Below are 23,828 nucleotides of genomic sequence, written 5' to 3' on the forward strand. Positions count from 1 at the left end.
GGACATGGTTACCGCAAGTGGGTTTAAAACAAATAAGTATTTGGATACTTATTTGTGGTGGGTGTATTCGGAAGTAAATATATTCTAATTTAAATATCTTATTGTATGAAATAAACAACGGTAAATGTTGACAAAGTCAATTTGCGGAATTAAGGTAGTAATTGGTTACTTACTTAAATCCAGGCAGAAAGCAAAATTCAGGATGGATCCGATTATGAAACCCTTGTCACGGTTGCTGCTGTTCACCCTTCTTATTTCCGCCGGAAAAGCGGCTTTTTCGGCGGATCCATTGTCCCTGTGGGAGGCGATGGAACGGGCCGCGCAATCCAACCCGGCAATCAAAAGCCAGCAGGTCGAGGTCAGCAGGCAAACGCTGGAGCAGGACATCGCCCGCAGCCAGCATCTGCCCAAGGTCGACCTGAACGCGGCTTACACCCGCTATGCCTACCCCACCTTCGTTACGCCGATCCGCGAGGCGGGCGTCTTCCCGCCGATGGACAGGGATATCGCCAATCTCGGCCTGGCACTGACTATGCCCCTTTACAGCGGCGGCAAGCTGGTGGCCGGGGAGGCGCTGGCCGCGCACAACCGCGAGGTTTCCGTTCAGGCACTGCGCGCCGGCGGGCAGGACTTGCTGTTCAATGTCGCCGCCACCTACACCAAGGCGCTGCATTTCCGCCAACTTGGAAAAGTGCTGGATGCCCGCATCAAGGCACTGCAGCAGGAGGAAAAGGACATCGGATTGCGTATCCGGGAGGGGCGCGCCGCCCGGCTTGAATTGATTCGGCTCCAGACTCAGCTGTCCCAGGCGCGCTACGACAAGGTGTCCGTCACGCAGGGCGAGAAGGATGCTCTCTCGCTGCTGGCCTCTTTGCTGGGTGAGAGCGGTCCGGCACCGATTCTGTCCGAGCTGGGCGCAACCGCCCCGGTTCTGCCGGTTTCGGCCGAAGAGGCGATGGGCCGCGCCTTGCAGCAGCGCCCGGATATTCTAAGGCTCGATGCCATGGGCAAGGCGGCACAGCAAAAAACCGCTATTGCCCGCGGCGACCGGCTGCCGCAAATCAATCTGGTGGCCAAGGCGCAGGAAAGCGCTGGCGGCGACTGGAAAGGCTACGACGACTGGCAGATGGGCGTGCAGCTGTCCCTGCCCGTGTTCGATGGCGACATCCGTAAGCGCCGGGTGGAACAGGCGGGTCTCGAGCAGCGGCAAAACGCCTTGCAGCAGGAAGACGCGCGCAACCGGCTCGCCAGCGAGGTCGAACAGGCTTTTGGCGCTCTGACCGAATCCCGCGCCCGGCTGGAAGCGGCCACCCAGGGCGAAAGCGAAGCCAGCGAAGCGCTGCGCATCGAAACCCTGCGCTACCATAGCGGGGAGAACACCATCACTGACCTGCTCGGCGCCGAATCCGCCCTCTGGGCCGCCACCGCGAGCCGCCTCCAGGCGGGGTACGACATCAGCGTGAGCCAGGCGCGACTGTTGCGCGCCATCGGCGAGCTCGCGCCAGACAGCTTCAGGCCGCCAGCCGCGGGCAAAAAATCGGGCGCGGAGCATTCCTCGTCCGGAATTGACCCGCATACCCTCACCCAATACCTCTCATGGCACCGCTGTGGCATGGATTGCGACGACGAGCCGATCGCCCTGAACGCTTATGTTTCACCCCGTCAAAGGTTCACCGCAACGGGCCTTCCGGGGCACTCTATCCAGCAAGGAGCAAGACTATGAACAAAAAGATCGTAATCGTCGGTATCCTCGCCGCAGGCATCGGCGCCGCCGTGCTGTGGAAATTCGCGCCATGGGCTGCGCGGCCGGACGAAGGCACGGTATTCGCCTCGGGCACGGTGGATGCCACCGAAATCGCAGTCTCCTTCCGCGTGCCGGGCATTCTGATCAAGCGGCCGGTAGATGAAGGCAGCGGCGTCAAGCCGGGTGAACTGCTGGCCGCGCTCGACGAACGCGAGACTGTCGCCCGGTTGCACCAGGCGGAAGCCGCGCAGCAGGCCGCCCAAGCGCGCCTGAAAGATCTGGAACAGGGCTACCGCCCGCAGGAAATCGCTGAAGCGCGCGCCCAGGTCGAACAGGCTCGCGCCAACCTGAGCAATCTGCAAGAAGAAGCCCGGCGTTCCGAGGCGCTCTTCCATGGCGGCGCCACCAGCCAGCAGCGGCGCGACAAGGACCGCACCGCTGCCGACGTGGCCGCCCAGCAACTAAGCGCCACGCAGGAACGGCTCAAGTTGCTGCAAAGCGGTTACCGCCCCGAGACCATCAACGCCGCGCGCGCGCAATTCGAGGAAGCGCAGGCCGCGGTCGCCGCCGCCCATGTTGCCTTGGAGGATTTGCAGGTAACCAGCCCAGTGGATGGCGTGGTCACCCGCAAGCATGCCGAAGTGGGCGAAACCCTCGGTGCCGGGCGCCCGGTGGTGACGGTCACCGATATTTCCAGGCCCTGGGTGCGGGTCTACATCCCGGAAAACCAGATCGGTAAAGTGCGTCTGGGAGCCGTCGCCAAAATCAAGGTTGACACCTTCCCCGAGCGGAAATTTGCGGGCAGGGTGAGCTATGTTTCCTCACAGGCTGAATTCACCCCCAAAAACGTTCAGACCCAGGAAGAACGGGTGAAGCTGGTATTCGCGGTGAACGTGACGCTGGATAACCACGACGGCACGCTCAAGCCCGGTATGCCGGCTGATGTTTATATTGCGGCTGAAGGTGGGGCAACCCGGTGATTCCTGCTGCCAAGCTCTTCGATCATGACAGGCAGATGCTGCAGCGTCTGGAGCGGCGCGACCGCAATATGCTGCTGCTCTACTTGTTTTCTGGCGCAGTGATAGTGGTAGTGGGTGAGGCAGCAGCTTTATATCTGGACATGGTTGATCGTTTCGGATTTATGCCTCTGCTGGTGCGCGGCATCGTCTACCTGCTGCTTACCACAGCCATATGGGCCGCCTTGCTACGAGCAAACCGGCGCACGGCGGTCGGTCTGATGCAGGAGAAACGCCAGGGCTATGAATCTATCCTGCTTGCCTACGATAGCGCTCTCGCGCTCAAGGATGCCTACACCGGCGGCCATGGCCGCAGGGTGGCGCGTTACACCCGTCTGATTGCCGAGGCCATGGGCTTGCCGGAAGCCGAGATGGGCTCGGTCAGCGAGGCGGCGCTGCTGCACGATCTGGGCAAGATTGGGATTCCCGATCGCATCCTGACCAAAGCGGAAGGTCTCACTATCGGGGAATTCGCCTTGGTGCAGAAACATCCTGCCGCCGGCGCCGACATTCTCCACTCGATTCCACCACTGCGCCGCCATGCTATGGCGGTGCGCTATCACCACGAGCGCTTTGACGGCAGCGGCTACCCGGACGGATTGCGCGGCACGGACATCCCCCTTGCGGCACGCATCATCGCGGTGGCCGATGCCTTCGACGCCATGAGCAGCAACCGCAGCTACCGCAGTGGCATCAGCGCGGATCGGGCGCTGGACGAAATTGCCCAGGTCGCGGGCAGTCATTTCGATCCCGAAATCGTCGCCGTGATTACTTGCAAACCCGCTCGCGACGCATTGTTCGCGGCGCACGGAGAGATGTCATGAACGATGTTGCCATTCGGGCCAGTGGACTGGGCCGCTCCTTCGGTGAAATGTGGGCGGTGCGCGGACTCGACCTGGAAGTGAAGCGCGGCGAAATCTTCGGCTTGGTGGGGCCGGATGGTGCCGGCAAGACCACTGCCATGCGTCTTCTGACCGGCATTCTCGCCGCCAGCGAAGGCAGCGCGACAGTGGCGGGCTTTCCCATCCAGGGCGGCGAGGAACAGATCAAATCCCGCATCAGCTACATGTCGCAGCGCTTCGGTTTGTACGGTGACCTCTCGGTGGAGGAGAACCTGCGATTCTATGCCGACCTGTACGAAGTTTCGCGGCGCGAGCGCGAGCCGCTGGAAGAGCGCCTGCTCGGCTTCTCCTACCTGACGCCGTTCAGAAAGCGCCTGGCGCGTGACCTCTCCGGCGGCATGAAGCAGAAGCTGGGACTGGCCTGCGCCCTGATCCACAAGCCGGAAATCCTTTTCCTCGACGAGCCCACCAACGGCGTTGATCCGGTGTCGCGGCGCGATTTCTGGCGCATCCTCTACGCCATGCTCAAGGAAGGGGTGACGATCTTCGTTTCCACCGCCTACCTCGACGAAGCGGAGCGCTGCACCCGCGTCGGCCTGATGCACCGCGGCCGCTTGATCCAGTGCGACACACCGCAGAAACTAAAAGAAGGCATCCCCGGCCTGCTGCTGGAACTGGAAACCGAGCAACCTCGCGTCGCACGGGAGGCGCTTGCCGGACAACTGGGCTGGAACCGCATCAGCCTGTTCGGCGGCAAGCTGCACCTCTATGCCGGCGACGAGGCGGAAGCGGAACAGGCCAAGGCTATCCTGCAACAGGCCGGCATCGCCGTACTGGCGGAAAAGGCGATCACGCCGACGCTGGAGGACGTGTTCATCTATCAGGTGTCCCAGGAACCGGAGGAAGAGGCATGAGCACGGAATACGCCGTGGAAGTGCGCGACCTGAGTCGGGTGTTCGGCGATTTCGTCGCTGTCGACCGCATCTCGCTCACCGTGGAAAAGGGCCAGGTGTTCGGCTTTCTTGGGCCTAACGGCGCAGGCAAATCCACCACCATCCGCATGTTGTGCGGCCTGCTTTTACCCAGTTCAGGCGCGGGCCGGGTAGCTGGCTTCGACGTCATGACCGAGTCCGAGACCATCAAGCGCCACATCGGCTATATGTCGCAGAAATTCTCGCTCTACGACGACCTCAGTGTGGAAGAGAACATCGACTTCTATGCAGGCATTTACAGCGTGCCCAAGGACAAACGCAAGGCGCGCAAGGAATGGGTGCTGGAAATGGCAGGCTTGACCAATAAACGGAAAAGCCTGACCGGCTCGCTGGCCGGCGGCTGGAAACAGCGCCTGGCTTTGGGCTGCGCGGTGCTGCACGAGCCGCCGATCGTATTTCTCGATGAGCCCACTTCGGGGGTGGACCCGTTGTCGCGGCGCCGCTTCTGGGACCTGATCGCGCAGATGTCGCACAGCGGCACTACCGTGTTCGTCACCACCCACTACATGGAGGAGGCCGAATACTGCGACGAGCTAGCGCTGATCTACCGCGGCAAGATGATCGCCCACGGCAAGCCCACCGAGCTCAAGACCCTGATACCCGAGGATATTCTGGAAATCCGCGTCGAACGTCCGTTCGAGGCGCTGGAACGGCTGGAAGCCTCGAAACTGGCACAGGAAGTTGCCCTGTTCGGCGACGCCCTGCATGCAGTGGTCGGCAACGCGGCCTTGGCAACCGCAGCGCTGAGTGATTTCCTCGCACAGCAGGGCTTCGCCGTGCAGTCCATCAAGCAGGTCACCCCCTCGATGGAGGACGTGTTCGTGTCCTTGATCGAACTCGATGACTGCCAGCGCGCGCAAGGAGAGAAAGCATGAAAAAATCCGGGTTTTCCTGGATCCGCCTGTGGGCGCTGGTGAAAAAGGAATTCATTCATATCATCCGCGACCCGCGCTCCCTGGCGATGGCCTTCCTGATGCCGCTGATCTTGCTGATCCTGTTCGGCTACGCCATCACCATGGATATCAAGACGCTCAACCTTGTCGTCTATGACCAGGACAAGAGCGCCGCCAGCCGCAATTACCTGGATGGCTTCCCGGCCTCCAGCTACTTCAGCGTGGTGGCGGCAGTGGAAAACTACACTGGGGCGCGTGCGCTGCTCGACCAGGGCAAGGCGCACCTGGCGCTGGTGATTCCGCCGCACTTCGCGCGCGACCTGGAGCAGGGCCGGACCACGCAGGTGCAGCTGCTCGCCGACGGTTCAGACGCCAATACCGCGACCATTGCCATGGGCTACGCCGAAGCCATCACCAACCGCTACAGCACGACGCACCTGGGAACAAAAATCGAGCTTGCCGTGGATAACCGTCTGCGGGTCTGGTACAACCCCGAGCTGAAAAGCCGCTGGTTCATCATCCCCGGGCTGATCGCGGTAATCATGACGGTCATTACCGCGCTGCTCACCTCGCTCACCGTCTCGCGCGAGTGGGAAAGCGGCACCATGGAGCAGTTGATCGCCACGCCGGTGCAGCCGGTCGAGCTGTTTCTCGGCAAGATGGCACCCTACTTTGTGATCGGCGTACTGGACGTGCTGTTCTCGGTGGCGATGGGGGTATGGGTGTTCGATGTGCCGCTCCGGGGCAGCTTTCTCTTCCTGCTCGGCGTCACCGCGATGTTCCTGGTAGGCGGCCTGAGTCTTGGCATCATGGTTTCCACCATCGCCAAATCGCAACTGGTGGCGAGCCAGTTGGCGATGGTGGTCACCTTCCTGCCGGCTTTCCTGCTCTCCGGCTTTCTTTATACCATCGACAATATGCCGAACTTCCTGCAAGTGGTCACCCACGTGGTGCAGGCGCGCTATTTCGTCGAAGTGCTGAAGAACATTTTTCTCAAGGCCAGCCCGCCTTCTTTCGTGGCGGGCGACCTGATCTTCCTTGGACTGTTCGCAGTGGTGGTGTTTGCCGTCGCTCTGCGCAAGTTCCGTAAAAAACTGGCCTGACGGGGAACATTATGTGGGAAAGAATCTATCGCATGCTGGTGAAGGAATTCATCCAGGTGCTGCGCGACCCGCGCATGAAGGCGCTGATCTTCGTCATGCCGGTGATCCAGCTGATCATGTTCGGTTATGCTGTGACTACCGACGTGGACCACATCAAAACCGCGGTGTGCGACCTCGACAAGAGTCCGCAGAGCCGTGCCCTGATCGAGCGCTTCACGGCCTCCGGCTATTTCACCGTGGTGGATAACACCGACCGGCCAGAAAGGCTGGGCGAACTGCTCGACCGCGGCAAGGCGATCGTGGGCATCCAGATCAACCGCGGCTTCGCCGACGATCTGAAATCCGGCCGCCAGGCAGCGATCCAGACGATAGTCGACGGCACCGATTCGAATACCGGCACGGTGGCGATGGACTATGCCCAGCGCATCACCCAGGAATTTTCCCGGGCGCGATCTGCCCCGATAGAACTCACACAACTGGCGCAGGAGCAGACCAATCCCATCGAACTGCGTTCGCGCGCATGGTTCAACCCCGACCTGAAGAGCCGCTATTACAACGTTCCCGGCGTGATCGCCGTAGTGGTGCTGCTGATCTCGCTGTTGCTCACCGCCATGGCGATCGTGCGCGAGCGCGAGATCGGCACCATGGAACAGTTGATGGTGACGCCGATCCGGCCATTCGAGCTGATTCTCGGCAAGACCCTCCCGTTCGTGCTGATCAGCTTCATCGATGTGCTGGTGGTCACTTTCATCGGGATCAACTGGTTCAACGTGCCGATCCAGGGCAGCCTGGGGCTGCTGCTGTTCGGATCCGGGCTGTATCTGATGTCCACCATCGGCGTCGGCCTGTTCATTTCCACTATTTCCCAGACCCAGCAGCAGGCGCTGATGTCGTCGTTTTTCTTTTACCTCCCTGCGGTGCTGCTGTCCGGCTTCATGTTCCCGATTTCCAACATGCCGGAGCCGGCACAGTGGCTCACCTATCTCAACCCGCTACGCTACTTCCTGGTCATTATCCGGGACATCTTTCTCAAGGGCAGCGGCTGGGAAATCCTGTGGCCCCAGTTCGCCGCCCTGGCGGTGCTGGGCAGCGCGCTTTTGCTCATCAGCTCGCTTCGTTTCAAGAAAAGGATGACCTGACATGCGCTACGCACGATATCAGCTCATGGCCTTCACGATGATATCTATCGTTATTCAACCATCGGTTCTTGCAGCTGAGGAAATGGTGCTTGAGAAGGTGATGAAGGGGCATGAAAAAAATATGCAGCTTATCGCAGGCGGCATCGCGCGCGAAGACTACGAGCAAGTGGTGAAGGCATCTCTAGCCGTGATCGATCCTCCACATCCATCATCGACACTGGGCGAAAAGCTCAAATTGATGGGTTTTCTTGGCAGTAACATTGGCCGCTTCAAGGATCTGGACAGGGATACCAAGGAGCGGGCGGCTGTCTTGGCAAAAACCGCTCGCGGCAAGAACGGCGAGGCGACCATCGCTGCCTTTCAACGCTTGCAAATGAGCTGCCTGGCCTGTCATGCTGAGTTTCGAAAGCCGTTTCAAGATTATTTCAACCACTGAGTAAGGAGACCACGATGCACTACCGCAACCGAACCCTGTTTACCCTCCTGTTTGCTGGCATGTTGTCGCTGACTACGGCGCAGACGTTGGCCGAGCAAGACGCCCATCACCACCACGGCGGAGGAGCCGCAGCCAAATTATCGCTGCACAATGGCGCCAAGTGGAAGACTGATGCAACCCTGCGCCAGGGCATGGAGCATATCCGCAACTTGCTTGAACCGCAGCTGACGGCGATTCATAACGACAAGCTGAAGCCCATGCAGTATGGGGTGCTGACCAAGAAGATCAATGCCGAGCTGTCCGCCATTGTAACGGGCTGTAAATTGGACAAAGAAGCCGACGCCATGCTGCACTTGGTGCTGGCTGACATTATCGAGGGTACCGACGGCCTGGGGGGCAAGAATAAACAGCTTGGACGGCATGGTGGCACGGTAAAGATCTACCAGGCGTTGGAGAATTACAATACATATTTCGATCATCCCGGCTGGCGCCCGATAACACACGTAGAATAAGGCAATGGCGGAAACCCGACGCAGGGTGAGCGCCGAGGAGAGGCAGGAGGAAATCGTACATGCCACGAGCTGGCGGGTGTTCAACGCGTTGGTTCAGGAACTGGTGATGTGGGTGGCGCTGCTGGGCGAAAGGAAATCCATGTCTGACGAGTGATAGGACGTATACTCGATTTTTCTACGTGGGGTGGGTGCAAAAACTGGCCCCTTCAAGGAGAGGAAATTATGAGCACAAAATCTGATGCACACGAAGTATTGGCTGGCCAGCCTGTTTGCAGGACGGAGCGGAAATGTGCCCTGCTGATTGTGGACGACGATGCGGAGTTGCGAGATCTTCTGGTGCGCTATCTGCAGACCAACGGGTTCGATGTGTCCGCGGTCGCCGATGGACTGGCCATGGAAGAGCATCTCAGGCACCAGCCAGCTGATCTGGTTATCTTGGATCTGATGCTGCCCGGCAAAGATGGCCTGACCATTGCTCGGGAGCTGCGACGCAGTAGCGATTTGCCGATCATCATGCTGTCTGCCCGAAGCGACGATGTCGACCGTATCGTCGGGCTGGAAGTCGGCTCCGACGATTACCTCGTCAAGCCTTTCAATGCGCGTGAACTGCTGGCGCGCATTCGTGCATTACTACGCCGCAGTATGGCTGGCAAGACGCACGAAACGTGTGCCGAGGAAGGACAGACGCATCTGTTCGGGCCGTACCGGCTGGATGTGCAAGCATACCGCCTGACCCGAAACGGTCTGGAAATTTCTCTGACCACGGCTGATTTCAAGTTGCTCTGTCTGTTTGCTCGTCACCCCAACCAGATGTTGAGCCGCGATGCTCTGATGGATATGCTGAAAGGCTACGAGCGTGATTCGTTCGATCGTAGCATCGACGTGCGTGTGACAAGGTTAAGGAGAAAGATTGAGGACAATCCTGTCGTACCGGTATTTATCCGTACCGTGAGAGGTGAAGGATATATGTTTACACCCGACAGCGATCCCAGGTAATGCGTATCCCTCTTCCCGCCACTTTGTTCGGCAAGACCGCTCTCACTATTGCTGTGGTATTGGTTCTATTTCAAGTATTTACTACCCTTGTAATTGCCTATTACCTGTTAATACCTGTCGCTCGTAGATCCGCGAATGACCTGGCCGATTTCATGCTGCTTTCCTCTCGAGTATGGGCTACTCTGCCGGTAAGCGATCGCGCCGAGTTCCAAGAGGTCTTGCGGGAGGAGTCGGGCCTGATTCTGTCCCCAGCAAATGACAACTTGCCCAGGTCCACCGTGTACTTGCCGTATGTGTTGTTCTTGGGCAAGGTGCTTGCGGAGCATACGCAGAGACCAATTCAGATGAAGGTGGAACAAAAAGATGGAGTGGATTGGTACTGGGTCGACTTCTATTCCGAGGGCCAACGTCTGCGTGTTGGCTTCTCCGGACAGCGAATCGACATTCATGCCCCTCTGGCTATTTTTCTGATACTCCTGCTGGGCACCACACTTACCCTGGTGACCACGCTCATCATGGTGCGCCGGTTGACGCGGCCTCTTTCCCAGCTATCTGACGCAGCCGAGCGTATCGGCCGAGGAGGTATCCCGGAACCATTGCCGGAAATTGGACCAAGCGAACTCGTTAATCTTGTGCGCACATTCAATAAGATGGCACACCAGGTAAAAGCCTTGCTCGCCAGCCGCACCACCCTGCTGGCCGGTATTGCCCATGATTTGCGCACTCCCATCGCACGAATGAGGCTGGCCTTGGAAGTGCTTCCGCCGTCAGCCGACCCAGAACTATTGGAACGGATGCTGCGCGGACTAGACAACATGACCCGGCTGGTGAATCAGTCGCTTGAGTTCGGCCGTGGCGCAGGGCACGACCTGAGCCAGGAAGTAGATGTGGCCGAACTCATCGAGGAACTGACCGAGGAGGCCAAGCGAGGTGGCGCAGAAATTCACCTGCAGCCAAGCCGCACATGCGTGCGCTTTGTATCACCGATGGCGTTACGCCGCATCCTGACCAATCTGCTCGATAACGCGGTCCGCTATCGCGAAGACAGGCCATCCATATTACCTGTGTATGCGAAGGTGAGAGGCTAAGGATAAGCATTGCAGACCGCGGTCCCGGTATTCCTGTTGGCGAACTAGAAGCGGTGTTCGAGCCATTCTACAGAGTAGATAAGTCACGCAGCAGCGTAACCGGTGGCAGCGGGCTGGGTTTGGCGATCGCCAAGCAGTTGGCGGACAGCAATAACTGGTTGCTGGCGTTAGAGGTGCGTGATGGCGGCGGCATTATAGCGAGTTTGACAATCTAGCAGCCTGTCGGACTTGAAGAATCGAAGCGAAAATTCGGCTGGGCGAGGACAGATTTAGCTGGTTTTGCAGGTCAATAGTCGTTCTATTGACCAAAAAAGCGGCAAAATATGGACCGGCCAGGCGGATTTGCAGCCGATTACCTTTAAGTCCGATAGGCTGCTAGGACTCACTCATATTTCTTTCTGGGGTCGTGTTGAGCCCAAATACCTGCACTACCACGTTGCGCTACTTGCCAATGGCATGGGTCATTGGCTTGTCATATCACATCTTATCATGCGAGCAAATCATCGTAAGCGCAATCCAATACGTAAGTGTGAACAGGCTAGGCATAAAAAAACTGGCAACCAAGGTGGTTGCCAGTAAAAGGTGATGCTGGAGGAGACGCTATTACTGCTACTGCTACTGCTACTGCTACTGCTACTGCTACTGCTACTGCTACTGCTACTGCTTGTTGCTGCATTGCTTGCTGTTGCTGTCGTCCTTGAATCCTAGCTTGCGGAGCGTGAAGCTCAACGGACAAGAACCGGTAAAACCGCTTTGTGCCAGGCTCAGGCCGGCAATTCCAGCCACCCATCCCCAGGCAGGATTGGAAAAATGCATCAGGACTACGCTGGATAACACCACGAGTCCAACGACAATATGCACAATTTGATCGACAGACATGTCAGTATCCTTTTCTGGTCTCAGTGTGAATGGCCTTCCGGCTGGGCGCCGGAGAAGGCCGGGAACTTGTCGGTGGCGTACTGGCTGTGGCAGCTCTGGCAGCTATCTACCAAACGCGAGTAGTAGAAACGTTGCAGTTCATAATCTTTATGCAATGCTGCGTCAGCCAATTTCTTGGCAGTCATGTGGAATTCGCCATCCAGTTTGAGGAACTCTGGTGTTGCTGCCTTCATCAGGTCCTTCTTGTCCTGCTCGGTAAGGCTGCGCTCCAGGATGAAACTATCGTGAATCTGTTGCGCCTGGGTGGCCACCAGAGGGTGATCACCGACGATCAGGCCATCCAGGATCATCTTGACAGCCTGCTTCACCGATAGCATTTCCTCGGTGAGCATCTGCTTCAGGCGTGGTGTCAGTTTCGGTCCGAGTGGTTGGAGGTCTTCCGCGGCTACGGCCTCGAGTGTGATACCCGCCATGATGGTCACGGCAGCAACGTACGCTGCAAGGCGTTTACTGTTCCTGATTTTCATTATTTCCCTTTCTTGGCTAATCCAGCTTGACCTTGATAGACAGTGCACCGCGCAAGTCGCCCACTTTGTAGCCGCGGGCGGTATCGTGCGGATATTGTTCGGACAGTTTCTGCTCTACATTCGGGGGCACCTCACTGCCACCATGGCAGGTTAGGCACATCGCTTCGACTCGAACGGCTTTCATGAAACGTGCATAGCGTATCCCTCCCTCACGTACTACTTCGTAGCGGCTGGCGTCTTCCTTGCCGCTGGCGATTTCCTTCTCGAACCCATTGAGCACTTCCTGCTCATAAGCATCCGGCATGGCCAGGGGATTTCTGGCCTTGGAGGACACCCGCTTTACCGACCAACCTGTTTTGGTCGAAGTTTCAGCGCCCAGCTGAGCTGCTTTTACTGAACAGGCCGCTATGCCGCCTTCGGGGCCGTTCTTACTCATCTGTTCCATCAGACCGGATCTCAACTGCTTGGCATAACCGCCAGCCACAACCTTGATGTTGTCCGGGGATGGGGCTTCAGCACTCCAGGCGGAGGTGTGGAGCATGGCCGCGACAATCGCTGTCAATACAAATCGATTCATGGTGTTACTCCTTAATCTTATGTTTGCAGGCCACCCCGGATGGGGTGGCCCAAACTCCATGTTAGTAATCGGTCTGGTAGCCGCGCGCGATATGCCAATCCATCATGCCATCACTCAGATAGCTGGTCTTGTAACCTGCCCTGGCTAGTGTAGCAGCCGGTGCCAGACCCTGTGAACCGAACATGTCGATGACGATAATTTCCTTATCTTTCGGCAGTGTTTTCATCTTTCCGTCGAATTCCTCTGGCCGGATGTGCTTGGAGTCGGGAATATGACCCATGATGCGGTAGGCGATGTCGCTCTGCAGATCCAGAATTACCACATTGGGGTTCTTGGCTTTCCATATGCCGAGAAGTTCAGGGGTGCTGTAGAATTTCACACCCGCTGCCTTGGTTTCAGCTTCACCGCGACGCACATTCTTCGGATCGGCCCATACCTTTTCCCAAGTGCGCAGATATTTCACAATTGACCAAATCTGGTCTTTGCTGAGCTTATCTTCGAAGGTCGGCATTACGACGGGTGCGCCGGGTTTTTGCGGTGGTCCACCCTTGACGATCTCAAAGTGCTCGTGATCACTGTGCAGTGACAGGTAGGATTTCATTACAATCGGCGGGAAACGCCCTTGGCCGTCCATGCCGTGACAAGCAGAGCAAACACCCTCGAACAGCTTCTTGCCGTCGCCCGGATTCTTGCCGCTGATGCTCTTTACGCTGTCGGCGATGAAGTATGCAGGCTTGTCTTTTGCCGCGATTGTGTTCGGCGGAGCGATCTGCTCATGGTAGTCGTTTACCGCGTACTCAAGCAGGGCAAAGGTGGGCGTCTTTCTCCAATCCACACCAAATAGTGCGCCATGCTTCTCCAGATACTTTTCCATGTCCTTCCATGTAAGATTCATTGCGTCGATGCGCGCAATCAGTTCCGGCTTGAGCGTGTTCTTGATACGATCCATATACACCTTCTCGACATTCGGGTCTTCGCCAGTCCTCACCAAGGCTGGATTGGGGTCATACAGGCGGCGCAGCGGACGTAAGTAGAGCGCCAGACGGAAAACCTGTTGCATTTCGAACGCGTCTCTCTCGTTGGCCAGCAACAGTGCGGTACCCAGGGCCAGATTTTCTACCGGGGTGAGCGATTCTGCGTGAGAACTGGCCGATTTCATGGCCATCACCGCTTTTGATGCTGTCGATGACGGTGCATCTGCTGCCCAGACTGAGGCTGGTAGCATGATTGCGGCAAGGGTAGCTAAAGTATATTTATTCACTTATTTCTCCTTTAATTATCAGATTTCTGAGTCATTTTCTTGCTTGAAGCCGTTGTAGGCCGGCCTCAGATGCACCTTGGTAGTAGACAGTCAGTAAGTTTTCTCGATAGTTTAATCCTCTAAATTATCAATCAATTAAGTGGTTTTGCAGATGGCCTTGGCCAGTGCGATAGCCGGTCACCGATCTGCGAAGCACGCCGATGGCGACAATTCCCCGTTCTTCGGTTGCTATTTATTCAGTGCCTCCACTACCTTGGTGGCGGCGACGTGATCAGGGTTGAGGCTCGCCATGCCACCTTTTGGAATCCTTGTGCCGCTCGACATCATGAATCCCATCAGGTCACCCCGAGTCGGTTGCTCTGCCTTGATCTGGGTGACCAAGCTCTTACCCAAGGCATGCTCCACCTCAAGCCGAGCGCTATTGATATCTGCCGGCGACGCCTTTGCTCCAATCAGGTTGGCAAGCTTCTGCCAATGGCGTGCTATTTCAGCGCGGCTACCAGACGGGACCGCATTGGGGTCATCCTTGAGTGCCTTCATGACACCCAGTGCCAGTTGGGTGTGGGGACTCAAGGCGTCCTCATAGTTGGTATTCCAGTTCGTATCGGGCACAACTGGGCTCATCGTCGGACCTATGCAACCGGCTGTCGCCAGAGCAAGCGCGCCGACCAGTGCCGCGGGGAATAGCTTCTTTTGTAAAAAATAAAATGTGTGATGTTCCATCTTGTTCTTCATCTCCTCTGGTGATAAGTGTGTGAGAACTCTTTGTTTTTAGTGACGGTAGGTAAACTGCATGCTTGCGAGATTGGTCTCGAAGCTCACCTTGGTCGGGGTGCCGACGCTAGCAGTCATTTCATTCTTGAGGCCATGACTGAGCGAAAAGGTGAGAGATGAATTCTTGCTGACCTTGGCTGTTACCCCAGCCGACAGATGATGTTCGACGATGGCGGTGACGCCGGCATTGTTGTTGATATCTTTTTCGTCGATCGGCGATTTGCCGTAGTTATAACCGGCCAGCAGCACGATGCCGTCGGACAAACGGTACTTGGCGCCCAGCGCCAGCACGTTCTGATCGCTCCAGTTGTAGGCCAGGGTCTTGGTTTTCGAAGCCGTCGGGCCATATAGCGTGGCTGTAGTACGCACGTCGCTGTAATTGAGCCACTTCAGGTCGGCTTCCAGAAGCAGCTTCTCGGTCATCTGGTGGGAAATGCCGATCGAGACGGTCTGAGGGTCCTGGAATGAAAGACGCCATTTACCGTCATCCATGTTCCACTCCAGATCCTCTGTGTATGAACGGCTTGTGTAAGCAGCACCAAAGTTAGTGCGGTCGTTGATCTTATAGATCGTCCCAAGGACGAAAGAGCCGCCATAAGCGACATCGTTCGGGAAGTTCATGGATTTAGGTGGTAGGGTGGACATATCGAAGTTCTTGATCGACATCTGATTGACCGCCAGACTCAGATTGGCGCCGACTGACAGCTTGTCGCTGACTTTGTATGCGATGGCAGGGCCGATGCGCAATGACACTCGACTGGCAACAACTGCAGCATTGGAATTGCCCAACTTAAATGCCTCGGCCGGAAAGTCCACGCCGCCGCCGGATATCGGATAGGCACCGACGCTGATGGTAAAGTCCCGGCCAAATAAGTCACTCTGAAAGGCGAAGCCACCGGTTGCCATGATGTATGCGTTACTGTCGCTATCCACTCCGTTCATGCTGCGTTTCGGATTAAGTAACGACAGATTCATGTCAAAGCGGGTTTTGTCGTTCCCCATGTTGAGATAGGACAGTCCAGCCGGGTTGCTGAGAGCGGTGGTGACATCCTGTGGCATGGCCACAACAGCCCCCCCCATGGCATTGGAAATGGCGCTATAACCCACCATCTGGTCGCCGTTGTTGGCGAAAGCCGTGCCCGAGATGAGCACGCTGGCACAGATTGCTGAAGCTTTACGTTTCATTGCTTAACCCTCCTTTTATGGTTGAATAAAGCGACACCTTCAGCCTGCAACCTCGCCGGCTAAATTTTTTTTGAATTTCACGAATATTAACTCGTGGCAATTCCTCCGCTATTTCCCGAACGAAACAGTTTGGTAACAGTTTGTTACGGCGAGCGAAAGGGGTGGTGAGCGCGGAAATTTGACGCGGGCGGTAGCGCTCAGATGGATGACCAGGTCGCCTATGACGGCGCAGTGGGAAGAAGCGATGCCAACTTTGCATGTGGCTTGTTCGGGTAAGCGTCAGCCCATCCCTTCACGGCAGCATTGCATGATCCAAAGGTGAACAGATCGACGTAATTTGTTGCCAGGTGGCAGCCCTTCGCTGTGTCGTTATTACAGTATCTACCGGCATTCTCGAGTATCTGGTAACAATTAGTTACACGTCGTCACGAAAATCTCGTTGCGGGAAATATTGTGGAAACTCATCGGGCGGATAATGGCAAGCATCAGCTTGGGTGGAAAGAAGGCGGGTACGGCTGAGGATACGAGTCCCGCATGAGCAGCGTGCGGGATTAGAGTATGGGGGGTGGACGAAGTATGGATAACCGGATCCATTCTCGGCAACCGGGCAGGCAAGTGCAACGATTAAGAGCACATCTGCGATGCGGCATCGTCCCAAGAATATAGTCATATAGAGATAGCGATTCAGTACTGCCAGATTCAAAGAATCGCAATTGAGGAATAAGAAATGCTTAATAAAATCTCAATTGTGTCAGTAGGGTTGGCCGGCGTATTGGCCATTGGCTCCGTACATGCTGCTCACCCGCTGATCACCGAAGACACCGGAACCCAAGGCGCTGGTGGTTTTCAACTGGAGCTTACTTACGATGATAATCACGACCGCATCGGGGAAATAAAGAGCCGATCCACCGTGGCGGCCTCGGCACTCTCCTACGGTATTGCCGATAATATCGATATCGCTTTGGGGCTTGCCCATATCAGGAATGAGGCCATCGAAAGTAGTGTAACTAACGTCGAAAGCGGCAGAGGCGACAGCCAACTGTTCGTGAAATGGCGTTTCTATGAAAATGAAAATCTGAGTCTTGCGCTCAAGCCCTTGCTCACTTCTCCCAGTGGCAACTCGGCCCGGGGCTTGGGGTCAGGGCGCAGCACCTATGGGCTGAATTTTGTTACAAGCCTGGAACAGGGTTTGTTGACTTATCATTCCCACGCTGGTTACCTCAAAAACATTCAACAATGTGGATGAGCGGAAGGATCTTTTTCACTTGTCCGGAGCCGTGGCGTACCAAGTCAACAATAAGCTGAAGCTCGTCGCCGATGCAGGAGTTGACACCAATACGGACAGATTCTCGCGCACTTGGCCGGCAATGCTTGTAGCCGCTGTGATCTACTCGCCACACAAGAAACTTGATCTCGACGCGGGAATGCACGTGGGCCTGAACCAGGCCGCTACCGACTATGCGTTTCTTTCGGGGGTTACCATTCGTTGGTGACCCCTTTAAGATTATTCCCGGGTTCTTCTAATCAATTATTTTTATGGCTTAACCTTTCTATCGGTACCGTCGCGGCCGCGGTGTTATGGCCAAGGCTGAACCGGACCTCGCGGGTTTGCCTCAAGCAATGGAATTCAATAGCAGCACGTCACGAGCCGAACGTGCTCGAATCTACGGGTGCATGAAACGGCCCGGCATCTTGTCACAATAAGTTACAAAAAATGGCGGTTTTGACATATGTCGTTTACACCACTGCGGTTAAATACGCTTCGCTACAAATCAATTTATTCATTTTTATACGGAGACTCAATCAGGGCATCTCTAAAAATTCACCCCCAATCGCCCCCTGAGGCATCAGTTACAGCCAGAACTTTGAGATAATGCACCTCTTTCTATCCCAATCTATCCCAATGCCCACACCCGGTTGCCCCGGTTCTTTTGATGTTGAGATATGCACCACCAAGCTGACGGCGATGGGTGATGGCCTCATCTTACTGGTGCGCGCAGCGATGGAGCAGGCAGCTTATCTGGGCCAGGTATTGCCGCGGCAGTTGAGCTTGCGCAACTGCTTGACGCCTTTGAAGAGAATTTGCGACATTGTCCGCATGGATGATGCGCTACGGTATACCTTATCTGCTCGCCGGCATGGCGCAACTGAAGCAGCCCAAGCGAACATGACGGGTCGAGCCCCGTACGGTGAAGCGACGACCAAAGCCGCGCCAACTGCTCATGGAACCGCGTCAAATCGCGCGTGCGCCGTTGTTATAAATCAACAAGCGGCTTCTAGCAACAAGCTTACGTTAGTGCCATTGAGAATGGACACCATTGGAGTTACATAATGAATACTGGCGACACGGGTAAGTTTGAGAATGCGCATTTGGAGCAATGGCTAGAAGCCACGCGCCATTATTTGTTTGCCGATCAGGAAAGTCTCGCCGATGCAGCAGAGAAAGCGCTGCTTAAATCGAGGCTGGACAGCCATGGCGCTCAGGACCGCTTCATTTCACGAGCGCGCGGGAGGCTGCTACGCCTCGTGAAACGCACAGCGCAGCACGATCAAAACCCGCTGCAGGAACTGGAGAGCGCCTTCTATTTTCAGGTTTCATTCGTTTTGCGGCACCCCGATGTTCCCAAGCGCCTTCTGGAGTGGTTATCGCAAGGCAGCGACACCCGTATTCGCCGGCGTATCCAGAAGGTCATCGTCCACTACGAATCACGCCTTTGCCGAATGATTGCTCAGGCCAAGCGCCAGGGACGCATCAGGGCCGACATCGACCCGCGGACAGCGGCGGGCATTTTCATCGGCATGATCCAGAGCCTGGCCATCAGATTGAATGCCAACCTGCGTCAGCGAGAACTGTTGTTGCGCGAGGCATTCGAGAATTTTTCCCTGTACCGGGCAGGGATGGCCTCTGCGTCGAAATGACGTCAAGCGAAGAGAATTTTTTCGTCAAAATATCAATGAAAAAGAAAGTTCACTATGACTGCATTCAAACAACAACGCGGGTTCAGTATCTGGGCGATTTCCCTGGTCGCGGTCGGATTCGGCCTGCTGACCATCAAGGAAGGCGGCACGATCCTGTTTGGTGACGAGGCGGTGCGCACCGCAGCCGGCAACTATGTGCCGTTCGTGCTCTGGTTCAATTTCGCGGCGGGCTTCGCTTATGTCGTCGCCGGCGCCGGGCTATGGCTGCGGCAACGCTGGGCGGTGTGGCTGGCCGTTGCCATTGCCGCGGCGACAGCCCTCACGTTCGCGGCTTTCGGCGTGCACGCCTATTCCGGTGGGGCCTACGAGCCGCGCACGGTGATCGCCATGAGCCTGCGAACGTTGGTTTGGGTGACAATCTCGGCCATTGCCTGGCGCCGGCTGGTGCGGCGTCTGGCGTGATGCCATGCAGGCTGCCCCCCACGATGCATCTGCCGGCAAGACATGGGCAGGGGAAGGCCGCGTGGGTGCTCACGCTGTTTTTACACATCGCGCCGGCCATCGCACAAGCCGCCAATGAAAATGCTTACAGCATCAATGATTGCAAGGCGGATGAGGTCGTAAGATTCTCCGGGGGGATCGCAAGACTGGAGAACGACCTTTTTACCGGTACCGACCAGAATTACACGAATGGCGTGGCATTCGCCGCTGTTTCGCACGACATCGCCGGCAAGCTGCGAACCGAGTGCCTGCCCACACCGGTGCGGCTGCATGCGGAACTCATCAAGTTTCTGAACCCGGGTTTTTGGACCGATGCGGAAAACTCAACGCATACGCAAAACGTGGTGGTGAAGTTTGGCCAATCCATGTTCACACCGAAAGATCCTGCCAGGACCGATCTGATTCCGGACGATCGGCCTTATGCGGGCTTGCTGTACGTGGGCATGTCGTGGAACCATCGGAAACATGAACCACAAAGCAACTCGGAAATACTCGATACACGCGAGATCACCCTGGGTGTCATCGGCCCGCTGTCTCTTGCGGAACAGTCACAAAATCGGGTTCACGATGCGATCGGTGCCGACAGATTTCTCGGTTGGCAACACCAGTTGAAGAATGAGCCTGCGCTGCAATTGGCCATGGACCGCAAATTCAGGGACTATCGCGGAACGGGCGCGATCATGCCCGGTTTCTCTGCCGATTCGATACGCTCACTGGGACTGCGACTAGGCAACATCGAAACCTCCGCTTCCCTGGGCATCGAAGGGCGTATCGGCTGGAATCTGCCGAACGACTTCGGCACCTATCCGATCAGACCGGGCGCCGAAAATCGTCCGCCATCCGCTGCCATCATCCCCAGCGGCCCGGGCGATGCCCCTACGGCGGTCGTCAGGCCGCGATCTGGCGTTCACCTCTTCGGGACGATGGAAACAAAGTTCGTCGCGCATGACTTTTCGCTCGACGGCAACCTCTTTCGATCAAGTTACAGCGTCACTCGCCGACCATGGGTTGCCCAGGCTGCTGTCGGGGTCAGCGCTCATGGCCCGGTGGCCGGGCACGGCGTCAGGCTGGCCGTGATGCGTGTTTACCGTTCGCGTGAATTCGAGGAGCAGGGGCCAAACCAGGCTTATGGCTCTATCGCGCTGAGCATTGACTTCTAAAAACGCATGCGCACCTTCATGGCATCCATGCCTGAAAATTTGAAATCACATGAAACACTGACCAGGGAAAGCAAGAGATGAGCGAACATAGGCAACGGCTATCGACGGAAGAACGCCAGGAAGAAATCATCAGGGCTGCCGTGGATCTTGCCGGCGAGCAGGGGGTGGACGGCGTGACGACCCAGGACATGGCGGATGCCGTGGGCATCACCCAAGGCGCGATTTTCCGCCACTTTCCCAACAAGGACATGATTTGGCTGGCGGTCATCCACTGGGTGAGAGGCCGTCTGATGAGCGTGGTGGATATGGCGGCGGAGCAGGGCAGCGACCCGCTCGATTCCCTGGAGAAGATGTTTTTCGCTCACCTGGGCTTCGTCGACAAGGTGCCTGCGATCCCGAAGCTGGTATTTACCGATCAACTGTTGAAGAAAAATCCCAAGATCAAGGAACTGATCCGCAGCATCCTGGCGGATTACGAGGCCAAAGTGACCGGCCTCCTTGCCCAGGCCAGGGCGCAGAATCTGGTTCGCCCGGACTTGGACGAGCACGGCGCCGCTGTCATGTTTACCGGTATCATTCAGGGCTTAGTGATGCGGGTTTCCATTATAGAAGCACGAAAATCACTGATTGCCGAGGGGAAACTGGTGTTCCCCCTTTTTCTCCACGGCATCGGCAGCGTGCGTGCAACCGGCGCAAAACAGGATTTGAACGTCTGACATAGGCGCACCTCACAGGACCACGCCAGGCTTTTTACGGTGGCACCAACAAGTTTTTTCCAAGTAACATGGGAAAAGAATCCCCCAATTCGGAGATAACCATGCAAGACATACATGAAACCTGGATCGCAATAAAACTCGGCGGGATGATCATTCTGCCGTTGTCTATGCTGGCGATCATCGCCTTGGCCATTATGCTTGAGAAGGCATTTATCTATTGGCGTTATGCCCGTCTTCCACTTGACTTGCTCAACCTCGCCGAGACCTATGGCTTCGCCTGGGAAGAGCTGGAGAAAAGGCTTTACGGCTTGAATCACCGTCATTACTTCAGGCGGTTTTTCGAGGTAATAATCGCCAACCGGCTTCGACCCACATGGTGGACTGAATCCCGTGCTGCGGACGAAGCACAACTGATCGAAACATCCCTTGCACGCAGGTTGTGGGTGTTGGAGACCATCGTCACCGCTGCGCCCTTGCTCGGACTCATGGGAACCATTGGCGGAATGATGGATGCCTTCAAGATCATTGGCGGCAGTGGCATTGTGAATCCTACGGGGGTGACGGGAGGCGTGGCACAGGCACTCATTGCAACGGCAATCGGCTTGTTGATCGCGCTGATTGCCTTGTTTGGATTCAATTACTTCTCGCGTGTGCAATCGCAAACGATGGACGAAATGGAACGCCTCGGTACTCGCCTGATTGATCACATCCGTCTGGACCAACAGGGTGACGCCCATGAAGCTGCGTAAATCCAGGACTTATCGCAAGGGGCGCATCGAAATCATCCCGATGATCGACGTGATGTTCTTCTTGCTGGCGACCTTCATGCTGTCTTCATTGTCGATGCAGAACCTCGATTCGCTGCAAGTGAATCTGCCTCAGGGGAAAGCCGAAAAGCTCAACGCCGACAAACCGGTAACCATGACGATGACAGGCGACAGCAAAATCTTTGTCAACCAGACTCCGGTGACCTTGCAAACCCTGGCCGCCACGCTCGGGCCCCTGCTGACCAATTCGCAACAAAGCGTCGTCGTGTCTGCGGATAACGCCGCCCCACAGGGCATCGTGGTACAGGCAATGTTGCAGGCACGGGCTGCCGGCGCCCGGAAATTTTTGATCGCGGTAAAACATGAGTAATGTCGCAAGCGTGCCCGATTCCCATTCACGGGATATTCGGACCGCCATATGCTGGAATTGTGGCAAGGTTGTGCGCATAAGTGTGTCCGATTCCCGATCGAAGGAAATCAGGCTCTGGTGGCCGATACCACTGGCAGCAATCATCTGGCTGGTGATCATTTGGAAATTCGGTAATTTCCTAACTTCTCCCAAGGTCGAAATGGTAGTGTCTGCGCCCATAGAAGCAAGCTTTGTGGAACTGCCTGAAGTGGCGCCAAATAAAAGTCCAGACGCTCAACCCCAATCCCTGCCCAGGCAAACCAGCAAGCCCAAGATAAAACCCCGTACTGACATCGCGGCAACCAAGCCTGTGGCCCCGGCAGATCCCGCACCGGCACCCAATTTAGCGCCCCCGACAGACTTGTTGTCCTACGTTAACGCGGCCAGAGAGCGTCGTCGTGCCGCCGAGACGTCTGCTGAACGCGAAAATTCCGAAGCAAGGGCTAACGAACGCGAGCCCTCTGCCGACGAGATCAGGATGGCGAACATCAAGCGCAATCTCCAACCACAAGGCACGAACGGCGTGTTCCAAATTGTCAGCATGGGTATTCGGACTGGTACATTTTCGTTTCGTGGCTGGACTAAGGACTTTAGCAATGCCCGGCGCGAATTGATCGAAGTCGATGCAGGTCCAAATGGTGATATGGAGCACGCAATGGTGCGCAGCATGATTGAGTTGATTCGTAAATATTACAAAGGTGATTTTAATTGGGAATCGCAACGCCTCAATCGAGTGGTCATCCTATCTGCACGCATAGAGGATAACGTGGGGCTGGAAGATTTTTTGATACGTGAGTTTTTTGGTGCTGGCGCCGGACCTCACGGGGTTGCATTACGAAATGGAATTCAATAGCAGCACGTCACGAGTCGAACATGCTCGAATCTACGGGTGCATGAAACGGCCTCACAATAAGTTATAAAAAAGGGCAGTTTTGACATACGCCATTTTTATTCGCCCTTTTTTATTTATGCAAAATTCAGGCTATAAATAAAGTAGGATGGGTCTTGGTCTTGGAAGTAGATTCCATGAGGAGTTTGTTAGGCAGGTTGTGATGCATTCATTCATCAATGGGCTGGGTTGTTCTGGCGCATTTGTTTTATGTGTGTACTCACAAAATGCTTGACTCGGTTTCACGTGTTTTGCTATAGTCTCACCTCTCGACGCGGGGTGGAGCAGTCTGGCAGCTCGTCGGGCTCATAACCCGAAGGTCGTAGGTTCAAATCCTGCCCCCGCAACCAGTTTTAAGTTTTAAAGAGTTGTTGACGTTTCCTGATAACTCTGTAGAATGCGCACCTCGCTTCAGCAGTACGAAGCACCGCTTCATTAGGATGAAGCACTGTTCTTTAAAAATATACAGCCGATAAGTGTGGGCGCTTGTTACGGGTGAGCAT

28 protein-coding genes and 1 tRNA gene are annotated in these 23,828 nt (G+C 56.1%); 23 read left to right on the forward strand and 6 right to left on the reverse strand.

Features of this window, described 5'->3' with window-relative positions; all coding sequences use genetic code 11:
* Window positions 1-214 precede the first annotated feature (214 nt).
* From VMV64_RS00920 to VMV64_RS17315, 13 genes are all read left to right on the forward strand, one after another.
* Entirely contained in the window at window positions 215-1,723 is a 1,509-nt protein-coding gene (locus VMV64_RS00920) for a TolC family protein (protein ID WP_325328062.1), read from the forward strand.
* Window positions 1,720-2,724 carry an HlyD family secretion protein gene (locus VMV64_RS00925; RefSeq protein ID WP_325328063.1) on the forward strand — a complete coding sequence of 335 codons (1,005 nt, stop codon included), beginning with the start codon at window positions 1,720-1,722 and terminating at the stop codon, window positions 2,722-2,724. The genes VMV64_RS00920 and VMV64_RS00925 overlap by 4 nt, the downstream gene beginning before the upstream one ends.
* Window positions 2,721-3,584, forward strand: coding sequence for an HD-GYP domain-containing protein (locus VMV64_RS00930; RefSeq protein WP_325328064.1), 864 nt, complete (start codon window positions 2,721-2,723; stop codon window positions 3,582-3,584). Before VMV64_RS00925 ends, VMV64_RS00930 begins: the two co-directional genes overlap by 4 nt.
* Entirely contained in the window at window positions 3,581-4,516 is a 936-nt protein-coding gene (locus VMV64_RS00935; protein WP_325328065.1) for an ABC transporter ATP-binding protein, read from the forward strand. The genes VMV64_RS00930 and VMV64_RS00935 overlap by 4 nt, the downstream gene beginning before the upstream one ends.
* Window positions 4,513-5,469, forward strand: a complete 957-nt coding sequence (locus VMV64_RS00940; RefSeq protein ID WP_325328066.1) for an ABC transporter ATP-binding protein — start codon at window positions 4,513-4,515, stop codon at window positions 5,467-5,469. The genes VMV64_RS00935 and VMV64_RS00940 overlap by 4 nt, the downstream gene beginning before the upstream one ends.
* A complete protein-coding gene (locus tag VMV64_RS00945) occupies window positions 5,466-6,590 on the forward strand; it encodes an ABC transporter permease (protein ID WP_325328067.1) in 1,125 nt (374 codons plus the stop codon). The genes VMV64_RS00940 and VMV64_RS00945 overlap by 4 nt, the downstream gene beginning before the upstream one ends.
* Before the next feature lie 11 nt (window positions 6,591-6,601).
* Window positions 6,602-7,729 (forward strand): ABC transporter permease, encoded by a 1,128-nt coding sequence (locus tag VMV64_RS00950; RefSeq protein WP_325328068.1) that lies wholly within the window; start codon window positions 6,602-6,604, stop codon window positions 7,727-7,729.
* 1 nt (window position 7,730) lies between these two features.
* Entirely contained in the window at window positions 7,731-8,165 is a 435-nt protein-coding gene (locus tag VMV64_RS00955; RefSeq protein WP_325328069.1) for a cytochrome c, read from the forward strand.
* Window positions 8,166-8,179: 14 nt separating this feature from the next.
* Window positions 8,180-8,677, forward strand: a complete 498-nt coding sequence (locus tag VMV64_RS00960) for a hypothetical protein (RefSeq protein WP_325328070.1) — start codon at window positions 8,180-8,182, stop codon at window positions 8,675-8,677.
* A 4-nt stretch (window positions 8,678-8,681) separates the two neighbouring features.
* Window positions 8,682-8,831, forward strand: a complete 150-nt coding sequence (locus tag VMV64_RS00965) for a hypothetical protein (RefSeq protein WP_325328071.1) — start codon at window positions 8,682-8,684, stop codon at window positions 8,829-8,831.
* Window positions 8,832-8,899: 68 nt separating this feature from the next.
* A complete protein-coding gene (locus VMV64_RS00970; RefSeq protein WP_325328072.1) occupies window positions 8,900-9,673 on the forward strand; it encodes a response regulator in 774 nt (257 codons plus the stop codon).
* On the forward strand, window positions 9,673-10,761 hold the full coding sequence (locus VMV64_RS00975; RefSeq protein ID WP_325328073.1) for a histidine kinase dimerization/phospho-acceptor domain-containing protein: 1,089 nt from the start codon (window positions 9,673-9,675) through the stop codon (window positions 10,759-10,761). The genes VMV64_RS00970 and VMV64_RS00975 overlap by 1 nt, the downstream gene beginning before the upstream one ends.
* Before the next feature lie 8 nt (window positions 10,762-10,769).
* A complete protein-coding gene (locus tag VMV64_RS17315; protein ID WP_414718804.1) occupies window positions 10,770-10,976 on the forward strand; it encodes an ATP-binding protein in 207 nt (68 codons plus the stop codon).
* A 442-nt stretch (window positions 10,977-11,418) separates the two neighbouring features.
* Here VMV64_RS17315 and VMV64_RS00980 read toward each other — a convergent pair whose 3' ends face one another.
* The 6 genes from VMV64_RS00980 to VMV64_RS01005 all read right to left on the reverse strand — a co-directional run bounded on the left by VMV64_RS00980 (window position 11,419) and on the right by VMV64_RS01005 (window position 15,964).
* Window positions 11,419-11,640 carry a DUF2892 domain-containing protein gene (locus tag VMV64_RS00980; protein WP_325328074.1) on the reverse strand — a complete coding sequence of 74 codons (222 nt, stop codon included), beginning with the start codon at window positions 11,638-11,640 and terminating at the stop codon, window positions 11,419-11,421.
* Window positions 11,641-11,660: 20 nt separating this feature from the next.
* A complete protein-coding gene (locus tag VMV64_RS00985; protein ID WP_325328075.1) occupies window positions 11,661-12,167 on the reverse strand; it encodes a hypothetical protein in 507 nt (168 codons plus the stop codon).
* A gap of 16 nt (window positions 12,168-12,183) precedes the next feature.
* Window positions 12,184-12,744, reverse strand: coding sequence for a DUF3365 domain-containing protein (locus VMV64_RS00990; RefSeq protein WP_325328076.1), 561 nt, complete (start codon window positions 12,742-12,744; stop codon window positions 12,184-12,186).
* Between the two features lie 61 nt (window positions 12,745-12,805).
* Window positions 12,806-14,005: a c-type cytochrome gene (locus VMV64_RS00995; protein WP_325328077.1), complete on the reverse strand. Its 1,200-nt coding sequence runs from the start codon at window positions 14,003-14,005 to the stop codon at window positions 12,806-12,808.
* 228 nt (window positions 14,006-14,233) lie between these two features.
* Window positions 14,234-14,740 carry a hypothetical protein gene (locus VMV64_RS01000; RefSeq protein ID WP_325328078.1) on the reverse strand — a complete coding sequence of 169 codons (507 nt, stop codon included), beginning with the start codon at window positions 14,738-14,740 and terminating at the stop codon, window positions 14,234-14,236.
* A 36-nt stretch (window positions 14,741-14,776) separates the two neighbouring features.
* A complete protein-coding gene (locus tag VMV64_RS01005) occupies window positions 14,777-15,964 on the reverse strand; it encodes an OmpP1/FadL family transporter (protein WP_325328079.1) in 1,188 nt (395 codons plus the stop codon).
* Window positions 15,965-16,691: 727 nt separating this feature from the next.
* Here VMV64_RS01005 and VMV64_RS01010 point away from each other — a divergent pair.
* From VMV64_RS01010 to VMV64_RS01055, 10 genes are all read left to right on the forward strand, one after another.
* On the forward strand, window positions 16,692-17,210 hold the full coding sequence (locus VMV64_RS01010; protein WP_325328080.1) for a hypothetical protein: 519 nt from the start codon (window positions 16,692-16,694) through the stop codon (window positions 17,208-17,210).
* Window positions 17,203-17,457, forward strand: coding sequence for a transporter (locus VMV64_RS01015; RefSeq protein ID WP_325328081.1), 255 nt, complete (start codon window positions 17,203-17,205; stop codon window positions 17,455-17,457). Before VMV64_RS01010 ends, VMV64_RS01015 begins: the two co-directional genes overlap by 8 nt.
* Window positions 17,458-18,295: 838 nt before the next feature.
* Window positions 18,296-18,883 carry a TetR family transcriptional regulator C-terminal domain-containing protein gene (locus tag VMV64_RS01020; protein ID WP_325328082.1) on the forward strand — a complete coding sequence of 196 codons (588 nt, stop codon included), beginning with the start codon at window positions 18,296-18,298 and terminating at the stop codon, window positions 18,881-18,883.
* Between the two features lie 54 nt (window positions 18,884-18,937).
* On the forward strand, window positions 18,938-19,345 hold the full coding sequence (locus VMV64_RS01025; protein WP_325328083.1) for a hypothetical protein: 408 nt from the start codon (window positions 18,938-18,940) through the stop codon (window positions 19,343-19,345).
* Between the two features lie 23 nt (window positions 19,346-19,368).
* A complete protein-coding gene (locus VMV64_RS01030; protein ID WP_325328084.1) occupies window positions 19,369-20,544 on the forward strand; it encodes a lipid A deacylase LpxR family protein in 1,176 nt (391 codons plus the stop codon).
* Window positions 20,545-20,621: 77 nt separating this feature from the next.
* Entirely contained in the window at window positions 20,622-21,260 is a 639-nt protein-coding gene (locus tag VMV64_RS01035; RefSeq protein WP_325328085.1) for a TetR/AcrR family transcriptional regulator, read from the forward strand.
* Between the two features lie 68 nt (window positions 21,261-21,328).
* A complete protein-coding gene (locus tag VMV64_RS01040) occupies window positions 21,329-22,009 on the forward strand; it encodes a MotA/TolQ/ExbB proton channel family protein (protein WP_325328086.1) in 681 nt (226 codons plus the stop codon).
* Window positions 21,996-22,397, forward strand: coding sequence for a biopolymer transporter ExbD (locus VMV64_RS01045; RefSeq protein WP_325328087.1), 402 nt, complete (start codon window positions 21,996-21,998; stop codon window positions 22,395-22,397). The genes VMV64_RS01040 and VMV64_RS01045 overlap by 14 nt, the downstream gene beginning before the upstream one ends.
* The gene (locus VMV64_RS01050; RefSeq protein ID WP_325328088.1) at window positions 22,390-23,289 is read left to right on the forward strand and encodes a hypothetical protein; all 900 of its coding nucleotides are present in this window, start codon (window positions 22,390-22,392) and stop codon (window positions 23,287-23,289) included. The genes VMV64_RS01045 and VMV64_RS01050 overlap by 8 nt, the downstream gene beginning before the upstream one ends.
* Before the next feature lie 309 nt (window positions 23,290-23,598).
* Window positions 23,599-23,675: transfer RNA gene (locus VMV64_RS01055), tRNA-Met, on the forward strand.
* Window positions 23,676-23,828: the final 153 nt, after the last annotated feature.

It is taken from the genome of Sulfuricella sp. (assembly GCF_035531155.1).
Lineage (GTDB): Bacteria > Pseudomonadota > Gammaproteobacteria > Burkholderiales > Sulfuricellaceae > Sulfuricella.